General features: G+C 60.8%; 20 protein-coding genes. 4 read left to right on the forward strand and 16 right to left on the reverse strand.

Annotated features, from left to right (window positions below):
• The first annotated feature begins 599 nt into the window (after positions 1–599).
• The 3 genes from PMI01S_RS24320 (at position 600) to PMI01S_RS24330 (ending at position 2963) form a co-directional block, all read left to right on the forward strand.
• A complete protein-coding gene (locus tag PMI01S_RS24320; protein WP_084322681.1) occupies positions 600–1265 on the forward strand; it encodes a DsbA family oxidoreductase in 666 nt (221 codons plus the stop codon).
• A 100-nt stretch (positions 1266–1365) separates the two neighbouring features.
• Entirely contained in the window at positions 1366–2061 is a 696-nt protein-coding gene (locus tag PMI01S_RS24325; RefSeq protein WP_084322682.1) for a hypothetical protein, read from the forward strand.
• Positions 2058–2963 carry a hypothetical protein gene (locus PMI01S_RS24330; RefSeq protein ID WP_084322683.1) on the forward strand — a complete coding sequence of 302 codons (906 nt, stop codon included), beginning with the start codon at positions 2058–2060 and terminating at the stop codon, positions 2961–2963. The genes PMI01S_RS24325 and PMI01S_RS24330 overlap by 4 nt, the downstream gene beginning before the upstream one ends.
• A gap of 39 nt (positions 2964–3002) precedes the next feature.
• On the opposite strand, the gene PMI01S_RS24335 is transcribed toward PMI01S_RS24330, so the two are convergent.
• From PMI01S_RS24335 to PMI01S_RS24360, 6 genes are read right to left on the reverse strand one after another with little or no spacing between them, the layout of a single operon-like run.
• Entirely contained in the window at positions 3003–4391 is a 1389-nt protein-coding gene (locus PMI01S_RS24335; RefSeq protein WP_084322684.1) for a sigma-54-dependent transcriptional regulator, read from the reverse strand.
• The gene (locus PMI01S_RS24340; RefSeq protein WP_084322685.1) at positions 4381–6153 is read right to left on the reverse strand and encodes a sensor histidine kinase; all 1773 of its coding nucleotides are present in this window, start codon (positions 6151–6153) and stop codon (positions 4381–4383) included. The genes PMI01S_RS24335 and PMI01S_RS24340 overlap by 11 nt, the downstream gene beginning before the upstream one ends.
• Positions 6154–6163: 10 nt before the next feature.
• Complete coding sequence (locus PMI01S_RS24345; protein ID WP_084322686.1) at positions 6164–7291, reverse strand: GNAT family N-acetyltransferase; 1128 nt, start codon at positions 7289–7291, stop codon at positions 6164–6166.
• 14 nt (positions 7292–7305) lie between these two features.
• The gene (locus PMI01S_RS24350) at positions 7306–8184 is read right to left on the reverse strand and encodes an alpha/beta hydrolase (protein ID WP_084322687.1); all 879 of its coding nucleotides are present in this window, start codon (positions 8182–8184) and stop codon (positions 7306–7308) included.
• The gene (locus PMI01S_RS24355) at positions 8181–9575 is read right to left on the reverse strand and encodes an aspartate aminotransferase family protein (protein WP_084322688.1); all 1395 of its coding nucleotides are present in this window, start codon (positions 9573–9575) and stop codon (positions 8181–8183) included. The genes PMI01S_RS24350 and PMI01S_RS24355 overlap by 4 nt, the downstream gene beginning before the upstream one ends.
• Complete coding sequence (locus tag PMI01S_RS24360) at positions 9568–10266, reverse strand: MtnX-like HAD-IB family phosphatase (protein WP_084322689.1); 699 nt, start codon at positions 10264–10266, stop codon at positions 9568–9570. The genes PMI01S_RS24355 and PMI01S_RS24360 overlap by 8 nt, the downstream gene beginning before the upstream one ends.
• Positions 10267–10497: 231 nt before the next feature.
• Here PMI01S_RS24360 and PMI01S_RS24365 point away from each other — a divergent pair, with 231 nt between their 5' ends.
• Positions 10498–11256 (forward strand): MipA/OmpV family protein, encoded by a 759-nt coding sequence (locus PMI01S_RS24365; RefSeq protein WP_084322690.1) that lies wholly within the window; start codon positions 10498–10500, stop codon positions 11254–11256.
• 133 nt (positions 11257–11389) lie between these two features.
• On the opposite strand, the gene PMI01S_RS24370 is transcribed toward PMI01S_RS24365, so the two are convergent.
• The 10 genes from PMI01S_RS24370 to PMI01S_RS24415 form a co-directional block, all read right to left on the reverse strand.
• Positions 11390–11788, reverse strand: a complete 399-nt coding sequence (locus tag PMI01S_RS24370; RefSeq protein WP_084322691.1) for a DMT family transporter — start codon at positions 11786–11788, stop codon at positions 11390–11392.
• Between the two features lie 10 nt (positions 11789–11798).
• Entirely contained in the window at positions 11799–12173 is a 375-nt protein-coding gene (locus PMI01S_RS24375) for a DMT family transporter (protein ID WP_008032192.1), read from the reverse strand.
• Entirely contained in the window at positions 12170–13090 is a 921-nt protein-coding gene (locus PMI01S_RS24380) for an arginase family protein (protein WP_084322692.1), read from the reverse strand. The genes PMI01S_RS24375 and PMI01S_RS24380 overlap by 4 nt, the downstream gene beginning before the upstream one ends.
• Positions 13091–13318: 228 nt before the next feature.
• Positions 13319–13648: a GlpM family protein gene (locus PMI01S_RS24385; RefSeq protein ID WP_167362967.1), complete on the reverse strand. Its 330-nt coding sequence runs from the start codon at positions 13646–13648 to the stop codon at positions 13319–13321.
• Between the two features lie 8 nt (positions 13649–13656).
• Positions 13657–14985, reverse strand: a complete 1329-nt coding sequence (gene aauR, locus PMI01S_RS24390) for a two-component response regulator AauR (protein ID WP_084322694.1) — start codon at positions 14983–14985, stop codon at positions 13657–13659.
• Positions 14982–16883 carry a two-component sensor histidine kinase AauS gene (aauS, locus tag PMI01S_RS24395; protein ID WP_084322695.1) on the reverse strand — a complete coding sequence of 634 codons (1902 nt, stop codon included), beginning with the start codon at positions 16881–16883 and terminating at the stop codon, positions 14982–14984. Before aauS ends, aauR begins: the two co-directional genes overlap by 4 nt.
• A 153-nt stretch (positions 16884–17036) precedes the next feature.
• Positions 17037–17771: an amino acid ABC transporter ATP-binding protein gene (locus PMI01S_RS24400; protein WP_084322696.1), complete on the reverse strand. Its 735-nt coding sequence runs from the start codon at positions 17769–17771 to the stop codon at positions 17037–17039.
• The gene (locus tag PMI01S_RS24405) at positions 17768–18439 is read right to left on the reverse strand and encodes an amino acid ABC transporter permease (RefSeq protein WP_084322697.1); all 672 of its coding nucleotides are present in this window, start codon (positions 18437–18439) and stop codon (positions 17768–17770) included. Before PMI01S_RS24405 ends, PMI01S_RS24400 begins: the two co-directional genes overlap by 4 nt.
• Complete coding sequence (locus tag PMI01S_RS24410) at positions 18439–19185, reverse strand: amino acid ABC transporter permease (RefSeq protein ID WP_084322698.1); 747 nt, start codon at positions 19183–19185, stop codon at positions 18439–18441. The genes PMI01S_RS24405 and PMI01S_RS24410 overlap by 1 nt, the downstream gene beginning before the upstream one ends.
• 194 nt (positions 19186–19379) lie before the next feature.
• On the reverse strand, positions 19380–20294 hold the full coding sequence (locus tag PMI01S_RS24415) for a glutamate/aspartate ABC transporter substrate-binding protein (protein ID WP_084322731.1): 915 nt from the start codon (positions 20292–20294) through the stop codon (positions 19380–19382).
• Positions 20295–20466 lie beyond the last annotated feature (172 nt).

The following is a 20466-nucleotide window of genomic DNA, read 5'->3' on the forward strand; positions in this document are numbered from 1 at the left end:
TGGCGATGGCGCCCTGCCAACCAACCTGTTCTCGCGGAAATACGCTGACCTCGTAGGAGCCGGCTTGCTGGCGATGACGGCCTGCCAGCCCACCTGTTCTCGCGGAAATACGCTGACCTTGTAGGAGCCGGCTTGCTGGCGATGGCGGCCTGACAGCCAACCTGTTCTCGCGGCTATACGCTGATCTTGTAGGAGCCGGCTTGCTGGCGATGGCGGCCTGTCAGCCGGCCTGTTCTCTCGGATATACGCTGATCTTGTGGGAGCCGGCTTGCTCGCGAAGACGGTCTGCCAGCCCACCTGTTCTCGCCGACATACGCTGACCTCGTAGGAGCCGGCTTGCTGGCGATGGCGCCCTCACAGCCGACCTGTTCTCGCGGAAATACGCTGATCTTGTGGGAGCGGGCTTGCTCGCGAAGACGGTCTGCCAGCCCACCTGTTCTCGCCGACATACGCTGACCTTGTAGGAGCCGGCTTGCTGGCGATAGCGACCTCACAGCCGACCTATCTCTTGCAGACCTACACCGCGGACTCGCACAATCCCGCTTCCACCGGTGTATCGTTCGTCATTTCCAGCCTGTGTTCAGCCTGCGAGGTGTGTGATGAGTGCTCCCCTGAAGATCGATTTCGTCAGCGACGTGTCTTGCCCTTGGTGCGTCGTCGGTCTGTACGGCCTGACGCGCGCTCTGGATTTGCTGGGGGACGAAGTCCAGGCCGAAATCCGTTTCCAGCCGTTCGAGCTGAATCCAAAGATGAGCCCGGAAGGGCAGAACATCACTGAACACATCACCGAGAAATACGGTTCGACCCCGGAGCAATCGCAAAAGAACCGCGAGATGATTCGCGCACGCGGGGCCGAAGTCGGGTTTGCCTTTCGCACCGATGGCAACAGCCGCATCTACAACACTTTCGATGCTCACCGCTTGTTGTACTGGGCGGGGCTGGAAGGGTTGCAGTTCAATCTGAAGGAGGCGCTGTTCAAGGCGTATTTCACCGACGGCGGCAATCCTTCCGACCCCGGTCAGTTGGCGCAGATCGCGCAAAGCGTTGGTCTGGACCGGCAGCGGGCCGAAGCGATCCTGGCGTCGGACGAGTTCGCCAGGGAGGTGCGCGAGGAAGAGCAGTTGTGGCTGTCCCGTGGCGTCAGTTCGGTGCCGACTGTTGTTTTCAACGGACAGTACGCAGTCAGCGGCGGGCAACCGGTGGAAACCTTTGTCGGGGCGATTCGGCAGATCATGAGCGAAGCGAAGGGCGGCATGGTCAGCTGATCGGATCGCAGTTGAATAGAAATATATCAATGTGCCACTATGGTTTAAGCCGTTCCTGCCGACATAGGCAGCAACGATTTCAATCATAGGGATTTGATCCATGACTCTTCACGCCTTTCGCACGTGGGCAGCGCTCACATTGCTCGCTTGCCTGACCCTGACCGGCTGCGCCCACATCCAGCCGCCTGTTCCGCTGGATAAGCAATTCTGGGATGCCAAGGAGCCGACCATCGGCGTGGCAATCACTGTGGTGCCGGCGCCGGTGCTGGCGCTGACCGGTCAACAGGGGATGCTCGATTACGCGATCAATCGGGGCGTGAACAGCAAACTCAGCGACAACGTCGAAAAATGGCAAGTGCGCGACCTGAACACGTTGCCGGATGTCATCGTCGCCAAGCTGCAGGCCAAGGGCTACAAGGTCAAGCGAATCAACGAGCCGGTTGACCTGAATGTCTATAAGCAAACCAGTTTCCGTGAAGGTTACATGGGCCGTGACTTGACGCCGATCAAGGGCGCCTACGGCGTCGATCGCCTGTTGCTGGTGAATGTCTTCGCCACTGGCGCTACCCGCAGCTACTACGGATTCGTACCGACCAGCGTGCCGATGGCGCAGGTGAGCGGGCAGGGTCTGGTGGTCGATCTGGCCGACAATAAATTGCTGTGGTTCAAACCCTTCACGGCGGTGCAAGCGGCTCAGGGCGAGTGGGATGAGCCGACCTACACCAACCTGTCCAATGCCTTCTATCAGGCCATGGACAATAGTCGTCAGCAAATGATCACGCCGTTCGAACAATGAAGCGCTCGATCATGGGGGCCAGTGCGCTGGCCCTGCTGATGCTCGCCGGTTGCGCGCAGAAACCGGCGCCCGAGGCCGGTTTCAAGTCGCAGAGTGCCGCGTCCTACGTCCAGGCTCATGGACTGAAAGTGGACATGCACCTGCCGCAGGCGTTTGTCGGTGCCAGCACGGTGATTGACACCGAGTCGGCGCAGAAGGCGGCTTCGTCGAGTCATAACCTGGTGGCGGGCGCCAATGCGGCAGGGCTGGCCGGTTTGCTGGTGGCAAGCCTGATCAACACCCAGATGGGCAGCGGCAGCTTGCAGCGCGATGCGGAAAAGTCTGCGCTCAAGGATTCGCGTCCGATGGCTGACTTGCTCGCTGGCGTGCCATTGCAGGAACGTCTGCAACAGCGCTATCAACAGGCGTCGCAAGTGGCCGGGCTCAAGCAAGGGGAGGGGCAAGTCACCGCGCGTCTGGTGATCGAACCGAAGCTGATGCTCACCCCCGATCGCGGCAGCTTTGTGCTGGTCAATCAGGTGCAGGTCCAGGATATTGCCGGTTCGGCGCTGTACCGCATGCGCATCGAAGTGGCGAGTCAGCCGATTCGGCGTTGCGGCAAGGAATGTATCGACGACGGCGCTCTGGATCTGGCGAAGGTCACGGCCGTGCTCGACGAGTGCATCGACGAGTCCATGCGCGTGCTGGCCACCGACCTGATGCTGCCGGCACCGCCGGAGGCCGCCCAGGAAACCTTGCGGTATGTGCTCGATGGCCAGCGCGTGGTCGAGCGCGGTTACCAACTCGCCAACAACGGCAATTACTGGCGTTACCGCAACCTCTACGGCGCGGTGAAATCAGTCCCGGTGCCGTTCGAAGATGCGCTGACGCAAGCGCAGTTGCAGAAGGTTTATGCGCACTAGCTTCGCAGGTCATGCCCGCGCTGCTCGTGGGCATGATAGTCAGCGCACAATCTTGTCCACATGAATCCCCAGCTTCTTCAACCGATACCAGAAGCTGCGCTCGGAAATCCCGATCAGCTGCGCCGCGGCTGCCTGCACGCCGTTGCTCTGTGCCAGCGCCGCCAGAATGTAGGTTTTTTCCACCTCCGCCAGCGCCGCTTCCAGGTCTGCCGGTACGCTGCCCTCAGCGATCAACGTGGCGCCGTCGGCGGAGCTTGAGGCAAACAGGTACGCCGGCAGGTCTTCCTCTTCAATCACCGCGCCCGAGGCGACAATGGTCGCCCGCTCCACGCAGTTCTGCAGTTCGCGAATGTTCCCCGGCCACGAATACCGGGCCATGGCCTGCAACGCCTGCGGGCTGAAACCGCTGAAACGTTTACCGGCCGCAGCTCCCAGCGTGTGGGCGAAATGCCGGGCGAGCGGCGCAATGTCTTCAACCCGTTCGCGCAGGGCCGGTAGTGGAATCGGGAAGACATTGAGGCGGTAGTAAAGGTCTTCGCGAAACTCCTTGTTGGTCACCGCGTCCAGCAGGTTTTTGTTGGTCGCTGCGATCACCCGCACATCGACCTTGCGCTCGCGCGGATCGCCCACCGGTTCGATCACTCGCTCCTGCAAGGCCCGAAGGATTTTTGCCTGCAAGGCCAGCGGCATTTCGCCGATTTCATCGAGAAACAGCGTGCCCTTGTCGGCCTGCTGGAAGCGCCCGACGCGATCCGCCACCGCGCCGGTAAACGCGCCTTTGCGGTGGCCGAACATTTCGCTTTCCAGCAGCCCTTCGGGGATTGCCGCGCAGTTCACTGCGACGAAAGGTTTGTCGGCGCGATTGCCGTGGGTGTGGATCGCCCGGGCGACCATTTCCTTGCCGGTGCCGCTTTCGCCGGTCAGCAGAATGGTCGCGTTGCTTTCGCGCACCGAGTCGATGGCGTGCAGCACCCGCCGAAAGCTTGGGCTGTCGCCGATCAGGCTGTCGATCTGCCGGTGTTCGTCGAGCTCGGCGCGCATGCGCTGGTTGTCTTTGAGGATGTCGCGAAATTGCAGGGCCTTGTTGACAGTGATGTCCAGCTCATCGATGTCGAACGGCTTGGCGATGTAGTCGAAGGCGCCGTTGCGCATTGACTGCACGGCGTTTTTTACCGTGCTGTAGGCGGTCATGACGATCACCGGCAACTGCGGAAAACGGCTTTTGATTTCTGCCAGCAGTTGCGGGCCGTCCATGCCGGGCATGCGCCAGTCGCTGATCACCAGGTCGATGTCTTCGCACTCCAGCACCTTGAGCGCGTGCAGGCCGTTGCCGGCGGTGAACACCACAATGCCGTTCTGACTGAGCGCCGAGGCCAGCAGGTCGCAGAGCTTGGGCTCGTCGTCGACCACCAGTACGTTATGTGTCATCGCTGCCCTCGTCGAAGTCTTCACCGTTGGCCGGAATGTACAGGCTGAACGTGGCCCCGGCATCTTTTTCACTAACGCATTCAATGCGTCCGTCATGACTCTCCATGATCGAGAACACCTTGGCCAGACCCAGCCCGGTGCCCGAGGCCTTGGTGGTGACGAACGGCGTGAAGATCCGTTCGAGCATGTCCGGTTCGATGCCTTGACCGGTGTCGCTGATGCTGATCACCGTGTAGTGCCGGTCGCTGCTGATGCCCAGGGTCAGCCGCCCGCCGTCGGGCATGGCGTCGATGGCGTTGACGATCAGGTTCAGGCCGGCCTGCTTGATTTGCCGCGCGTCGGCGTAAAGCGTCGCGGTGGGCGATTGATCATCGATTTGTACATCGATGTTGTGGCTGGCCAGCTCCGGCGCACAGAAGCCGACCAGTTCATCCACCAGCGGGCGTGCCAGTTGGGTCGAGCGCATCGGTGCGCTGGGTTTGGCGAAGTCGAGGAAGTCGGTGATCAGGTCGTTGATCCGACTGACTTCGCTGACCACGTACTCCAGATGACGCTTGTCGGTCTCGGGCAAATCGGCGCGCCGGTGCAGCAGTTGCGTGGCGGTTTTGATGATGCCCAGCGGGTTGCGGATTTCATGGGCCAGACCCATCGCCACTTCGCCCAGCGCATGCAGGCGATCACGCCGACGCAGTTGCGATTCCAGATGCTGCAACTCGCCGAGGCGTTCGCTCATGTGGTTGAAGGTGCTGCTCAGTTCCGCCAGTTCGTCGCCGCCGGTGACCGGCAGGCGTTGGCGATAATCCCCGGCGATCACCGCTTGCACGCCTTTGGACAACCCGCGCAACGGCTTGGTCAGGCGCTGCGACACTAGCCAGCCGACCGCCAGGGACGCCGCTGAGCTGAGCAGGAAAATCAGGATGAACAGGTTGCTCTGATTGACCAGCCCGACCAGGCTGGTGTGGCGCAGCAGGCCGCTGAAAATCACCCCTTGCAGCTCGCCGTTTTCGTTGAGGATCGGCCGGTAGATGCCGCTGTAGCGGTTGGTGAACTGTTCGATCGGCTGTTTGGTGCTGCGCAGGATTTGTTCGATTTTTTCCGGCACGGCCGCCGGGTGATCCTCGAAGCGCTGGGTGGAAAAAATCTCCGAGAAGTCATTGGCCTTGGCCAGATACAGGCGCAGGTCCAGCGAATGCACGTCGGCCACGCTGGTGAGGAAACTGTTGTCGAGGTAGGTGGCAATCACCAGTTTGTAATCGACGCCGTCCTGATCCGTTTCGAAGGTCGAGACCACCGTGCCGGTCGCCGCGCCACCGACTTGCAGGGTTTGCAGCACCGCCTTGGGCGCGATGCTGATCTGGCGGACGATGTCGTCGGCGGCGGTGCTGAACACCACTTTGTGATCGCTGGTGCGCACCAGCGCCACGACGTCGATGCCCATGGAGTCGGCGATGTCGGTGGCCAGTTTGTCGTGTTTGTTCGCCAGCCGATCGGTGGGCGGGCGCGTGTAACGCAGGAACAGCTGCGCGACCCGGGCGTTGTCGCGCAGGATTTCGCTGATTTCGTCTTCGACGATCTTGGTCGATTCCTGCAGCCAGATGCGTACGTTGCTGTCGAAAATCTGCGACAGCGTGGTGGCCGCCAGTTCGGCGGCGATCATCGTCGGAATGACGCTGACCAGCCAGAACGCCAGCACCAGTTTGCGCTGCAGGCTCCAGCCAGAGAGGGCGAAAGGTCGAGCGTTGGTGCGTGAGTCTTTGGTCATTGTGCTTCGCTTATTGCTGCTCGCTGATCGCGGCTGCCATGGCAGGGGCGGACCGGTCCGGTCGGATAAACAGTTTCACCACACGCAACAGGCTATCGAGGAAGCGGTTGCGATGGCGGAAAAACACGGTGTTGCCGGTAAACGAGCAACCCAGGCGCAGCTTACTGGCATAACCGGCCTGGCCGCACGCGTAGATCGGGATCCCGTGCTCAATACAGTAGTCGACATTGGCCAGCCAGCTGCGTACGTAGAGATTGTGTTCACGGGTCCGGACCAGATCGTGGGCGAAGAACTTGTCGACCAATCGCTGTTCGTCGAACAGCACAAGGTTGAACGCCACCAGTTCTTCGCCGACCCAATACAACACGCACGCGGCACGTTCATCGAGGTGTTCCAGGACCTGGCGGAAGTAGCCGGACGGCAGGCGTTCGAAGGTCAGGTCGCTGCGGCTCAGCGTGGCCTCGTAAAGCGCCATCATGCGCGGAAGAAGGTCATCGACCGAGCGCCGCCATTCGATGCGCGGCCCCTGGCCACGCAGGGTGCGGCGCAGGTCTTTGCGAGTGGATTTGCCGAGCGTGCCGAGGTAGGCGTCCACCGAGCCAAAACGGATCGGCAGCTCGGCGCTGGGCAGGCCGGGCATGCTTTGCAGGCCCGCGTCCTGACACACCTGCAACCATTGCGGGTCGCGGTGAGAGGCATCCTTGACGGCCAGCAAACCGATCCCGGCCTGATCGGCATCGTGGCGCGCCAGCCGTAATAATTGCTGAAGCAGGTCCACGCGCCGGGCCGGGTCGATGTGCGGCGCGGTCCCGACATGGCACTGCTCGGCCACCGGCGAACCGAGGGCATACAGGCGCATGTCGAACAGCCCCGGCCACACGCGGCGCAGCCGTTCGCTGATGCGTTTGCCCAACCCCTGAACCGTGGTGTCCAGCGAGTAAGCGGTGGTGAACGCCACGGCCGCCGCGATCAATACCTCGTCTTCGTACAGCGCCAGATAGCGCCATTGAAAGTCTGCGATGCAGGCCCGCTCAACCGCCCGGTAGTAATTCCAATCCTCCAGCTCGGCAGGGAAACAGGCATTCCAGGCATCGTGGTCGATGGCCTCGATCGTCGAAAAGGCAAGGGCTGTGATCACTTGGGTTCCTTGAGTCAGGCCAGTTGCCGATAGTCCTGGCGCATGGGTTTGGGTGCGCGGCGCTGTTGAATGAAACGTTGCCGGATGAAGTCCGCACTCAGCTCCACCACGCGGCGGTATTGCAGGTCGACGGTAATCATGTGGTAGCAGTCGTCGAGCAGAACCTTCACCACCGGACCGCCGAGTTTGCGTTCCACATAATCGGCGTTCCAGCGGCTGGTGATGTCGTCTTCGCGCGAGTGCAGCACCAGCGTTTGCGTGGTGATCTGCGGCATGCGTTTTTTCACCGCCGCCACCAGTCGATGCAGTTCCCGGACACTCACCCCGGACATGGTCAGCAGCCCGGCATTGCTGCTCTCGCCAGCCTTCATCTGCCGCTCGACGATCGCTCGCAAGCGTTCGTCCTTGATGCCAAAAGGTGATTTTTCGTTGAAGCGGCACAGGTGCACACCAAACGGAATCGCCATCAGCAACGGCGTGAGCACGGCGACCTTGGGCATGTTCCAGCCGTCGTAGCGCAGGGTCGTCGAATACAACAACAAGCCTTCGATCTGCCCCGGATGCTCGGCGGCGAGGTACATCGACAACACCGCGCCCATCGACAAACCGCCGACGAACACGTGCTCGTGTTTGCGTCGCACACCGATGAAGGTATTGCGTGCGCTCTCGTACCAGTCACGCCAACCGGTGGCTTGCAGGTTGGCGTTGTCTCCGCAGTGCCCGGCCAGCGTCGGCACGTACACCGTGCAGCCGGCCTTGGCCAGGCCGATGGCGACCCGACGCAACTCGGTCGGGGTGCCGGTGAGGCCGTGGATCAACAACACCGCGACCTCCCCGCTGCCGAGAACGAAACCGGCGCTGCCTTCGCCCATGTCGATCTCATGCTCGTTCATCTTGTCATCGCCCGATGCAGCAAGCGGTCGAGCAGGGCGATGCCCAAATCGATTTCCGGATAGCTGATTTCCAGCGACGGCGCGAGGGTGATGACGTTCTTGTAGTAACCGCCTACATCGAGAATCAGGCCCAGGCGTTTACCGTCGATTTCGATGTCGCCCTTCATGCCTTCTTCGACCATGAAATCGAGCGTGGCCTTGTCCGGAGTGAAACCGTCCGGGCCGCAGATTTCGCAGCGCAGCGCCAGGCCCAAGCCGTCGACGTCGCCGATGATCGGGTAGCGTTTCTGCAAGTCCTTCAAGCCTTCAAGGAAGTACTTGCCCTTGTTCATGACCATCGCGCCGTAGTCGACTTCGCTGGTCATCTTGAGCATTTCCAGGCCCACCGCCGTGCCCAACGGGTTGGAAGCGAACGTCGAGTGGGTCGAGCCTGGCGGGAAGATTTTCGGGTTGATCAGCTCTTCTTTCGCCCAGATGCCGCCCAGTGGATTGAGGCCGTTGGTCAGCGCTTTACCGAAGACGATGACGTCGGGTTTGACGTCGAAGTGCTCGATCGACCACAGCTTGCCGGTGCGATAGAAGCCCATCTGGATTTCGTCGACGACCATCAGAACGCCGTGCTGGTCGAGCACATGCTTGAGTTCGCTGTAGAAGTTCATCGGCGGAATCACGTAGCCGCCGGTGCCCTGGATCGGCTCGACGTAGAACGCGGCGTATTCGCTCTGGCCGACTTTCGGGTCCCAGACGCCGTTGTATTCGGTCTCGAACAAACGGGCGAATTGCTGCACGCAATGGCTGCCATATTCTTCCTTGGTCATGCCTTTCGGGCCACGGAAGTGATACGGGAATGGAATGAAATTGGCGCGCTCGCCGAAGTGGCCGTAGCGGCGGCGATAGCGGTAGCTGGAGGTGATCGACGAGGCGCCGAGTGTACGTCCGTGGTAACCGCCCTCGAACGCGAACATCAGGCTCTTGCCGTTGGTGGCGTTACGCACGACTTTCAGCGAGTCCTCGATGGACTGCGACCCGCCGACGTTGAAGTGCACGCGACCGTCGAGGCCGAATTTTTTCTTCGCGTCGACCGCGATCATTTCCGAGAGCTCGATCTTGCCTTTGTGCAGGTACTGGCTGGCGATTTGCGGCAGCGTATCGATCTGCTGTTTCAGCGCATTGTTCAGGCGCGGGTTGGCGTAACCGAAGTTGACCGCCGAGTACCACATTTGCAAATCGAGGTAGGCCTGGTCTTCGGTGTCCCAGACGTAGGAGCCTTCGCATCGGCTGAAGATACGCGGCGGGTCGATGTAGTGAACGGTGTCTCCGTAGGAGCAGTATTTGGCTTCTTTATCCAGGAGGATCTGGTCTTCTGCGGTGGCGATTCGAATATCAGACATGGTGGAGGAGTTCCTGTGTTTCTACGTTGAAAGAGGTGGCGTTGGCGGCGTTGGCGCTTGGCAGCAAGGCCAGCAGCGCAGGCAGATCGGCGAAGCTGTCGAAGCGCGCATAGGCGATGCCGTTGCGCTCGCAGTGCTCGGCCAGGCGATCCTTGGCGAACACGAAATCGGCGGTGGCGGCCACGCACATGTCGGACTGGCCGTCGCCGATCACCAGCACCCGTTTGGCGCTGGGGGTGGATTTGCATTTGCAGTTGCCGGAGGCGGCGCGGCAGGCGTCGCTGGCATGCGGGAAGTCGATGCGCCAACTGTCGTGATCGAGCTGGCGCAGGCGATTGGCGAGGATCGGCAAGAGGCTGACGTAGTTGCGCGCCAGGATCCGTGCGATGCCTTGTTCGATGCCGTCGCTGACCACTTCGAGGGAAGCGCCGAGACCGATCACGTGGTCGACGAAGTCGGGGAAGTCCGGGTCGATCTCGACCGTGTCGAAGAACCTAAGCAGCTCGGACGGTGTGGCCTTGACCAGCGAGAGCTGGCGGCTGAGGCATTCACGGGAACCGATGTCGCCCGCCAGCCACTCGTTTTCGATCGCTTCCCAGCTCGGGTCGGCGAACCGTTGGAGGATGCTGTCGATCACGTCAGTGCGGGTGATGGTCCCGTCGAAATCACACACGATATGCCAGTCAATCATCTGCGTTACCTATCTTGTAAAAAGTGTGCGCCGGGTGTGCTGTCTGCGCTGCAAAGGGGGTAGAGCAGGGACTGTGCCAACCGGGTTTGGCCCAGCGGGGGCGGGGTTCTGGCGTGTGTACGTGCCTTCGAAGCTACAATTTTTGTAGGTCGCTACAAACAACATGAGTGCTTGCGCCGGGAGCGCGATCCGGGGATTGATGCGCGCATGTCCCGTTCAAGGAATTGCCTCATGTCGAGGATCACTGTCGCTCTATTCACCGCGCTGACGTGCCTTTCGGCCAACGTTTCAGCAGACGGCATCACCGGTGAGGCCGGAGCTGGCCTCAGCTATCAGCCACACGATCCAACAGGCAGCCGTTACGAAACCCGACCCGTGCCGTACGTCGATCTGGACTGGGGCGATGTCAGCCTGAGTACCGATGACGGGCTGACATGGGACGCGTTCAAGGCAAGCGGCTTCAGCGCCGGTCCGTTCCTGAATTACCTGCAGGGACGGACCTCCAACGGCGAGCTGCAAGGCTTGCGCGATGTGCCGGACATGGGCGAAGTGGGTGGGTTTGTGCAGTACGCGCCGGCCGACTTCTGGCGGGTATTTGCTTCGGTTGGCCAGGCGGTCGGCGGGCGAGGCGGGCAGGGCGGGGTATTGGGACGGCTGGGTGGGGAGGTGGGTTATCCACTGGGTGGCGGGGTGATCGGCAGCTCAAACCTGACCGCGCATTTTGCCGATGCGCGGCAGAGTCAGACGTTCTTCGGCGTCAGTGCCGACGAGTCTCAAGCCTCGGGGATCCGCCCGTACAATGCCGGCGGTGGCTTGCAGAATGTGGCGCTCACCCAGAGCTTCGAATTTCCCCTGGCGCCGCAATGGTCACTGCTGACGAGCGCGAGCTGGATTCACCTGACAGGGGCGGCGGATAGCAGCATTGTCAAAGCGGTCGGGGATACCAACCAGGGGGAGGTGCAGGCGGCGGTGGCTTACAAGTTTGACTAGAAAGGTTCATTGGCTGGTCTGACGCCTTCGCGAGCAAGCCCGCTCCCACATTCGATTGCATTCTTACTGGAAGAACGCGGTCACCTGTGGGAGCGGGCTTGCTCGCGAAGGCGTCCTTGAATTCAACGGATATTCAACTTTCTTCACCCTCGGCCAGCAACGCAATCCCCCCCATGATCACCGCCACACCCACCCAGTGCAGCACGCTGATCTGCTCGCCCAGCCCCAGCCAAGACCCAAGCAAAACCCCGACGAACACCAGCGAACTCAACGGAAACGCCAGCGAAAGGCTGCTGCGCCGCAATATCAGCATCCACACGAAAAACGCCCCGATGTAACAGGCAATCGCCAGCCATACCCCCGGATTGACCGCAACGGCCATCAGCCACTTCAGGTTGAAATCCATCTGCCCCAGTTGATCGCCGCCCACCTTCGTGGCGATCTGCCCGGCACTTTCAAAAGCGATCAACAGCGCCCATAGCACGAGGGTGCCGAGGCGCTCATGCAGCCAGTCGGTCTTGCCTCTGATCATCGATTGAGCCTCATGCATGGGCGACACACACGAGCATCACGCCCGCCGTAATCACTAAGGTGCCGAGCCAGCGCCGACGACTCACGGTTTCGCCGAGTATCAGTTTGCCGGCCAGCACCACCCCGCAATACGCCAGCGCCGCAGCCGGAAACAGCAGGCTCAGCGGCGCGCGGGAGAGGGCTTCGAGCCAGACAAAAAACTCGATCACGTAGGCGCCGATCCCGCACCACAACAGCGGCGCGTTGAACACCTGGCCCCAGAACGCATTCAGGCGAAAACCGCCTTCAAGTTCCGGCAAACGGTCGAGTCCGAGCTTGAAACAGAGCTGGCCAATGACGTCCAGCACGATGGAAAACGCCACCAGCACAATCACGGTAATGGTCATGGGAACAGCTCCTCGAACAGCTCGATCAGTGCCTGATTGGTGGCCGAGTTTCGCAGCAGATCGTCTGCGCTCCAGCGTTCCGCCGGCGGCTGGTCGGCCTTGGCTTCCCAGCGTTTGAAGGCGTTGCTGAAAGCGGGGCGGGCGTATTCGCCGCAGATGTCGATGCCGATGATCCGCTTGTTTGCGGCCAGTGCGCGTATCGCTTGCAGCAGATGGCTCAGGCGCATACCGCCCTGATCCCAGTTGGTCGCCGCGTCTTCGCAGGCCAGGACGTCTTTGTCGATGGTGATCCACACCGCCTCGGTGGGCAGGCTGGTGATCAACTGATCGAGAAACACCGGCCAATCCAGCTCGGCGAGGTTGCGCCAGTGCAGCTGGTTTTCCTGTTGCTGATGACCGGCGCCATCGCCGACCCGGCCCCAGACTTTCGAGGGCGGATGCTGCCACGGAAACAGCTGCAACACCCCGCGTTTCAGGGCGCTGAGGTTGCCGCCCTTGAGTTGCGGATTTTGCAGGTCATCGCTGCACGGGCCGAGGGTGACGATGCGCTGGATGTTCGGCAGTTTCAGCGCCTGGTTGACCCACGAACCGCAATGCCGACGCGGGGCGAAGTGGACCCAGTCGGGGTGATTGTCGAAGTGGATCAGGCTCACCGGCGCTGGCAAGTCAGTGAGAAAAGCCGGGGTCAAGTGGTGGTAATCGCCGGAGCCGACGAAGAAGATTTCCGGTTGCGGGCCGCTGTGGCGCGGACGTTGTTGCAGGCGTTCGGCGAAGCGGCGCCAGGTGCGTTCGCTGGACCAGAGTCGCAATTTCGGGCCGAGGTCGAGCAGGTCCAGGCGTTTCGCGCGGCCGCTGTCGAGCAACCGTGCGATGGGGGCCTGGGCAGTCAGGCTATGGTCGAGATCTAAAATGTTCAAGGTCGCAATTCACCCTTGGCAGACCCTCCCAGACACCGGCTCCATCCATCATGAAGGCCGGCCGAGGGGGCTTTTGGGGGTAAATGCAAGGGGCGGGCCAGCCATGCCGGATGTACCCGTTCCCCCTTGTAGGAGCCGGCTTGCTGGCGATGGCGGTGTGTCAGTCAACATCGATGCCGACTGACACACCGCCATCGCCAGCAAGCCGGCTCCTACAGGAGGGTGTGGTCAGGTCTGGAAGCGAACCCAGACGCTGACGAGGATCGTAGCCGCGACCAACCACGCCACCGCCGCCACGGCGAGCGAAGCTTCCAGCCGCATTCGGTCAACCATCACGTATAGGGTTGCGAGATAGATGAAGTACGGAATGATCGACCACATGCCAAACACAATCGTGGTCTTCAAGTCGTCCTGCGAGCGGCCCTTGCCGACGATGTAGTGCGCAATCAGCGCAAAGGTCGGAAACAGCGGCACTAGGCCGGCGATGTAATAGTTTTTGGTCTTGGCCAGCGCAGCGAGGATCAACACCACCGCTGCGCCCAGGGTTGCCTTGAGCATCAGGTCCATCAGTGGCTCAATCCGTACTTCTTCACTTTGTCGAACAGGGTGGTTTTGGCCATGCCCAGTTCCAGGCTGGCCTGGGTCAGGTTGCCGCCGCTGCGTTGCAAGGCATCGCTGAGCAGGTTGCGTTCGAAGGCTTCCACCGCTTCGGCGAAGGCCAGGCCCTGATTGCTGCCGCTGGCGCCGGACTTCTTGAAGGCCGGCAAACCGAGGGCATACCGTTCGGCAACGTTGCGAAGTTCACGGACGTTGCCCGGCCAGTCGTGGCTCATCAGGTTCGACACGGTCTGGTTGTCCAGCTCCGGCACCGCGCGGTCGAAGCGCAATGACGACTGCTGCAGGAAGTGTTCGAACAGTTGCAGGATGTCTTCGCGGCGTTCGCGCAACGGCGGCAGTTCCAGGGTCACCACATTCAGGCGGTAATACAGGTCGCTGCGGAATTCGCCGGCCTTGCTCGACTCGTCGAGGTCGGATTTGGTCGCTGCGATCACCCGGCAATCCACCGCCACGCTCTGGTTCGAGCCGAGGCGTTCGAGGGTGCGTTCCTGCAACACCCGCAGCAGTTTGATCTGCAACGGCAGCGGCATGCTTTCCACTTCGTCGAGGAACAGCGTACCGCCATCGGCGTGTTCGATCTTGCCGATCCGCCGCTTGCCGGCACCCGTGAAAGCGTTGGCTTCATGGCCGAAGATTTCGCTTTCGAACAGGTTCTCGGGCAATCCTCCGCAGTTCAGCGCGACGAATTGCTTGGTGTGCCGCCGACTGAAGTCGTGCAGGCAACGCGCGACCAATTCTTTACCGGTGCCGGTCTCGCCTTCGATCAGCACATTGGCCGAGGTGTCGGCGACATTGGCGATCAGTTCCCGCAGGTTCTGCATCGCTGGCGAGCGACCGATGATCCGGCCTTCCAGGGAATCCCGCTCCGCCAGTTGCCGACGCAGCGAAGAGACTTCCCGCGCGAGGCTGCGTTGCTCCAGCGCGCGACGTGCCACATCCACCAGCCGTTCCGGAGAGAAGGGTTTCTCCATGAAGTCATAGGCGCCTTTTTGCATCGCGCCGACGGCCATGGAGATGTCGCCGTGGCCGGTAATCAGCACCACCGGCAGGCTGCGATCGCGAGCCTTGAGCCGGGTCAGGAGCTCAAGACCATCGATGCCCGGCAGGCGAATATCGCTGATGACGATGCCGGCAAAGTTGTCGCCGACTCGCTCCAGCGCTTCTTCGGCACTGCCCACGCCGACGCAGGGAATGTCTTCCAGGGTCAGCGCCTGTTGGCAACCGAGCAGCACATGGGGGTCGTCTTCGACGATCAGCACACTAAGGTCGTTGTTCATATTGGCTCGGCAGGAGTAGGGCTTACCAACGGTAAACTGAGGACGAAGGTGGTACCACCGCTGGCCGGGTGCTCGACACCCAAATGTCCGCCCGTCGCGGCAGCCAGGCTGGCGGAAAGGGTCAGGCCGAGGCCCAGGCCCTGCTCGCCGGGTTTGGTGGTGAAGAACGGTTCGAACAGATGCTTGCGCGCTTCGGCGTCGATGCCGTGGCCGTTATCGCGTACCCGCAGGCGATACTTGCCATCGAACTCTTCGCCTTCAAGCCACAACACCGGCAAGGGTTGTGCCTGCATGGCATCGAGCGCGTTACCGATCAGGTTGACCAGAATCTGCTCCAGGCGGGTCTGGTCGATCTGCACCTGCACATCGGCGAATTCGCGGTGCAGTTGCAGATGAACACTTTCGACGCGTCCGCCAAGCAGTTGCAGCGCGGCGTCGACCGCTTTGCCGAGGCAGGCTTGACCCTTGTCGTCACCCCGTCGGGCGAAGGAACGCAGGCTGGCGGTGATCCGGCCCATGCGGTCGATCAGTTCGTTGATGGTCTTGAGGTTGGTGCTGGCCACGTCCAGCTGACCACGTTCCAGAAAGCGCACGGTGTTGCCGGACAAGGTGCGCAGCGCAGCCAGTGGCTGGTTCAATTCGTGGGCGATGCTGGTGGACATCTGGCCGATGGCCGCGAGTTTCCCGGCCTGCACCAGTTCATCCTGAGCACGGCGCAGTGTCTCTTCAGCGTGCCGCCGTTCGCGGATCTGGCCCTTGAGCCGTTCGTTGCTGGCGCGCAGATCGGTGGTGCGTTCGGTAATCCGACGCTCCAGTTGATTGTTGGCTGCCTGCAAGGCTTCCCGGGCGGCGAGGCGGGTGGCGATCACTTTGCGCCGCTCGTTCCAGGCAATCAGCAGGAACGCCACGAGGGCAAACGCCACCGCGACCAGGATCCCCTGATTGATCGCTTCGCGGCGCAAATCCTGCAACGGCGTGAGCAGGGTGAAATTCCACGGCGTGTCGCTCAAGGGGCGGGTTTGCGAGAGGTAGCTGATGTCCTCTTGGTCGGACTCCACTTCGCTGTTGGCCGGGAAGGTCAGCTTTTCCTCGCCCTCCGCCAGTTTTTCCCGGGCCAGCGGTTGCAGTTCGTTGAGCGGGAACCAGTAGTACTGAAGGCTGCGGGCAAGTTTTTCTTTGGTTTCATCGCTCAACGGAACCACTGACTTGAGCCGTCGCGCCGGATCGCTGGACAGAATGATGATGCCGTTTTCGTCGCTGACGAAGGCTTCCAGGCGCGCCCGTTGCCAGCGTTCTTCCAGGGCTTCGAGGCGGACCTTGACCACCGCGACACCGATGATCTTGCCGTGTTCTTCCAGGCCATGGGCCAGGTAATAGCCGGGTTCGCCGCTGGTGCTGCCGATGCCATAGAAGCGCCCCGGCTGGCCGCGAACGGCGTTCTGGAAATAGGCGCGGAAGGACAGGTCTTCACCGAGGTAACTGTCGACATCGCGCCAGTTGCTGGTGGCCATGACACGGCCGGTAGTGTCCATCACGTAGATGGCCCGACTGCGGCTGCGCCGGTTCAGGCCTTCGAGGTATTCATTGACCGTTTGCCGGTATTCCGGCGACGGATCGGCCAACAGCTTCGACACACTGGATTCGAGTTCCAGCAGGCTGGGCAGGTAAGTGTATTTGCTGATTTCGCTCTCGACGGCGCGGGCGTGCAGTTCGAGCTGACGCTGGCCGTTCTCGCTGAGGCTGCGGATGCCGTAATGTTCGCTGACCCAGAAGCCGACGTAACCCAACCCGATCATCAGTGCGATAACCAGAGGCGGCAGGAACAGATGGCGAATCAGACGGGGTTTCACGGCGAGTGATGGCGGCGCAGCGCGATAAAGAGTGGGATCGCATTTCATCACAGATGCCTTGGGTCAACCACAACACAAATCTCCAAGCCACCACCGACCCCTGTAGGAGCCGGCTTGCTGGCGATGGAGTGTCAGGCGACATCAATGTGGCTGACCCACCATCGCCAGCAAGCCGGCTCCTACAAGGAAGCGGTGTCTTTCTTAGTGCTGCAGAATCTTGGCGAGGAAGTGCTGAGTACGCTCGGCGCGAGCATTTATGTCGCCGAAGAATTCCTCTTTCTTGCAATCTTCGATGATTTTGCCCTGGTCCATGAAGATCACCCGATCCGCCACTTTACGGGCGAAGCCCATTTCGTGGGTTACGCACATCATGGTCATGCCTTCGTGGGCCAGTTGCACCATTACGTCGAGCACTTCGTTGACCATCTCAGGGTCCAGCGCCGAGGTCGGTTCGTCGAACAGCATGACGATCGGGTCCATCGCCAGCGCACGGGCAATCGCCACACGCTGTTGCTGACCACCGGAGAGCTGGCCCGGATGCTTGTGGGCGTGCGCCGAAAGACCGACGCGCTCCAGCAGTTGCAGGCCTTTCTTGGTGGCTTCTTCCTTGCTGCGCCCCAACACCTTGATCTGCGCGATGGTCAGGTTTTCGGTGATGGTCAGGTGCGGGAACAGTTCGAAATGCTGGAACACCATGCCGACGCGCGAACGCAGTTTCGGCAGGTTGGTCTTCGGGTCCGCAATGGAGGTGCCATCGACCACGATGTCGCCTTTCTGGAACGGTTCCAGCGCGTTGACGCATTTGATCAGGGTGGATTTGCCGGAGCCGGACGGCCCGCACACCACAATCACTTCGCCTTTTTTGACCTCGGTGCTGCAGTCAGTCAGTACCTGGAAGTCGCCATACCACTTGTTGACATTCTTGATAGAGATCATACGGCAAACCTTTTTTGCAGACGCTTGACCAGCAGCGAGGCGGCAAAGCTGATTGTGAAGTACACGAGACCTGCGAAGATCAGGAACTCATTCGAGCGGCCGATGATGTCGCCACTGGCACGCGAGGCATTGAGGAAGTCCACCAGGCCGACGGCGTAGACCAGCGAGGTGTCCTGAAACAGGATGATGCTCTGTTGCAGCAGCAGCGGGGTCATCTTGCGGAACGCTTGCGGCAGGATGATCAGACGCATCATCTGGCCATACGACATGCCCAGGGCCTGGGCAGCGCCCATCTGGCCTTTGGGAATCGACTGCACGCCAGCACGGACGATTTCGCAGAAGTACGCCGCTTCGAACATCATGAATGCCACGATGCACGAGGCGAATGCGCCGATCGGTGTGTCTTCGCCGGTGATCCAGCGCAGCACGAACGGCACCGCCAGGTAGAACCAGGTGATGACCAGCAGCAGTGGAATCGAACGGAAGTAGTTAACGTAGGCGCCGGCGATGTTCGACAGCACTTTGCTGTGGGACAGACGCATCAGCGCGAGGATCGTGCCGAGGATGATCCCGCCAATGACGCCGAGCGCCATCAGTTGCAGGGTCATGACCATGCCGTTCCACAGGCCCGGCAGGGACGGGATGATGCCCGAGAAGTCGAATTCCATCATTTACCCCCTACGGAGATCAGGCCCGGTACGGCCACTTTCTTCTCTACCAGGCGCATCAGCAGCATCAGGCTCATGTTCAGGGTGAAGTAGATCAGGGTCGCCAGGGTGAACGCTTCGAACAGGTTCGCGGAGAACTCGGCGGTCTGTTTGGTCTGTGCGAGCAGCTCCATCAGGCCGATCAGCGAGGCGACGGAGGTGTTCTTGAATACGTTCAAGAATTCCGAGGTGAGCGGCGGAATGATGATCCGGTAGGCCTGGGGCAGCAGCACGTTCCAGTAGATCTGCGGCAGCTTGAAGCCCATGGCGCGAGCTGCGGATTCCTGGCCTTTGGGCAACGCCTGAATACCGGTGCGCACCTGTTCGCAAACGCGAGCCGTGGTGAACAGGCCCAGGCAGACAACCACGCTGAGGAACGCCGAAGTGGTCGGGTTCAGGTCCTGTTTGTACCATTCCTGCAGGTCTGGCGGCAGCAGGTCGGGCACCAGGAAGTACCAGATGAACAGCTGCACCAGCAGCGGTACGTTACGGAAAAGTTCGACGTAGCAGGTGGCGATGCCCGATACGATGCGGTTTGGCACGGTGCGCATGACACCCAGGATCGAGCCCAGTATCAGGGCGATGATCCAGGCCGCGATGGCGATGCCGATGGTCCAGCCCAGACCGGACACGTACCAGTCGAAATAGGTCTCGCTGCCCACGCCGGTGGACTTGAAGAACACGCCCCAGTCCCAGTTGTAATTCATTAGGGTCTCCCCTCAGTTCAATCGATGTGCAAGTGCCCGCTTGGGGGAAGCTCCGTTCCCGCCTGACCTTTACGATCAAGCACACGCTCCCGGCTCGACAGCCACCGGTTCGAGTGTTTCCAAAAATGCCAGCAGGAAGTGACCACCTCCTGAAAGGGCAGCGGCCCTCTCAGGAGATAAGGTTAGTCAGAAAATCAGGACTTCTTGTCGTCAGCCGCTTTATCAGTCGGATTGGCGATCAGGGCCTTGAGCTCGTCGCTCATCGGGAAGTTAAGGTTCAGACCTTTTGGCGGGATTGGCTGCATGAACCATTTTTCGTAGATCTTGTTGATCTCGCCCGACTTGTAGGTCGCCACGATGGCGTCGTCTACAGCCTTCTTGAACGGCTCGTCGCCCTTGCGGACCATGCAGCCGTAGATTTCGTAGGACTGTGGAGTGCCGGTCACGGCCCAGTCAGAGGCTTTCTTGGCCTTGGCTGCTTCACCTGCCAGCAGGGCGTCGTCCATCATGAACGCCACGGCACGGCCGGTTTCCAGCATCTGGAAGGATTCGCCGTGGTCTTTGGCGGAGATGACGTTCATGCCCATCTGCTTGTCGGCGTTCATCGCCTTGAGGATGCGTTCGGACGTGGTGCCGGCGGTGGTCACGACGTTCTTGCCGGCCAGGTCAGCGAAATCCTTGTACTTGGAGTCTGCCTTGGACAGCAGGCGAGTACCGATTTCGAAAATGCCGACGGAGAAGTCGACCTGCTGCTGACGCTCGACGTTGTTGGTGGTGGAACCGCACTCGAGGTCCACGGTGCCGTTCTGCACCAGCGGGATACGGGTTTGCGAGGTCACCAGGTTGTATTTGACCTGGAGATTCGGCATGTCGAGGTCTTTTTTCAGGGCTTCAACGACTTTCAGCTGAATGTCGTGGGAGTAGCCAACCGGTTTGCCGGAAGCGTCCGCGATATAGGAAAACGGAATGGAAGCGTCACGATGCCCGAGGGTGATGACACCGGACTCTTTGATCTTCTTCAGTGTGCCGGTGAGTTCGGCAGCGAAAACTGGAGTGGTAATCAGAGCGGCAGCAATGGCTGCGCCCAGGATATGGGGAACGATGCGCATCAAATTTTCCTCGACATTGTTTTTTTTATGGAGCCAGTTCATCGGCCCTTTTGTGCTTCCGAGTGGCTGTTGGCGTCTGTAGGTCCGCACAACAAGCATTCGTCCAAGAGTGTAGAGCATGACTCGTGCCAGGCCAGGTGTAATGGGTCAATATATTGATTTATAAGGATAT

Origin of the sequence: Pseudomonas migulae NBRC 103157 (assembly GCF_002091715.1) — a bacterium.
In the GTDB taxonomy this organism is placed as follows: domain Bacteria; phylum Pseudomonadota; class Gammaproteobacteria; order Pseudomonadales; family Pseudomonadaceae; genus Aquipseudomonas; species Aquipseudomonas migulae_A.

Coding starts and splice junctions, on each gene's coding strand:
- PMI01S_RS24320 (WP_084322681.1), top strand. CDS start 600: ATGAGTGCTCCCCTGAAGATCGATTTCGTCAGCGACGTGTCTTGCCCT.
- PMI01S_RS24325 (WP_084322682.1), top strand. CDS start 1,366: ATGACTCTTCACGCCTTTCGCACGTGGGCAGCGCTCACATTGCTCGCT.
- PMI01S_RS24330 (WP_084322683.1), top strand. CDS start 2,058: ATGAAGCGCTCGATCATGGGGGCCAGTGCGCTGGCCCTGCTGATGCTC.
- PMI01S_RS24335 (WP_084322684.1), bottom strand. CDS start 4,391: ATGACACATAACGTACTGGTGGTCGACGACGAGCCCAAGCTCTGCGAC.
- PMI01S_RS24340 (WP_084322685.1), bottom strand. CDS start 6,153: ATGACCAAAGACTCACGCACCAACGCTCGACCTTTCGCCCTCTCTGGC.
- PMI01S_RS24350 (WP_084322687.1), bottom strand. CDS start 8,184: ATGAACGAGCATGAGATCGACATGGGCGAAGGCAGCGCCGGTTTCGTT.
- PMI01S_RS24355 (WP_084322688.1), bottom strand. CDS start 9,575: ATGTCTGATATTCGAATCGCCACCGCAGAAGACCAGATCCTCCTGGAT.
- PMI01S_RS24360 (WP_084322689.1), bottom strand. CDS start 10,266: ATGATTGACTGGCATATCGTGTGTGATTTCGACGGGACCATCACCCGC.
- PMI01S_RS24365 (WP_084322690.1), top strand. CDS start 10,498: ATGTCGAGGATCACTGTCGCTCTATTCACCGCGCTGACGTGCCTTTCG.
- PMI01S_RS24370 (WP_084322691.1), bottom strand. CDS start 11,788: ATGATCAGAGGCAAGACCGACTGGCTGCATGAGCGCCTCGGCACCCTC.
- PMI01S_RS24375 (WP_008032192.1), bottom strand. CDS start 12,173: ATGACCATTACCGTGATTGTGCTGGTGGCGTTTTCCATCGTGCTGGAC.
- PMI01S_RS24385 (WP_167362967.1), bottom strand. CDS start 13,648: ATGCTCAAGGCAACCCTGGGCGCAGCGGTGGTGTTGATCCTCGCTGCG.
- aauR (WP_084322694.1), bottom strand. CDS start 14,985: ATGAACAACGACCTTAGTGTGCTGATCGTCGAAGACGACCCCCATGTG.
- aauS (WP_084322695.1), bottom strand. CDS start 16,883: ATGAAATGCGATCCCACTCTTTATCGCGCTGCGCCGCCATCACTCGCC.
- PMI01S_RS24400 (WP_084322696.1), bottom strand. CDS start 17,771: ATGATCTCTATCAAGAATGTCAACAAGTGGTATGGCGACTTCCAGGTA.
- PMI01S_RS24405 (WP_084322697.1), bottom strand. CDS start 18,439: ATGGAATTCGACTTCTCGGGCATCATCCCGTCCCTGCCGGGCCTGTGG.
- PMI01S_RS24410 (WP_084322698.1), bottom strand. CDS start 19,185: ATGAATTACAACTGGGACTGGGGCGTGTTCTTCAAGTCCACCGGCGTG.
- PMI01S_RS24415 (WP_084322731.1), bottom strand. CDS start 20,294: ATGCGCATCGTTCCCCATATCCTGGGCGCAGCCATTGCTGCCGCTCTG.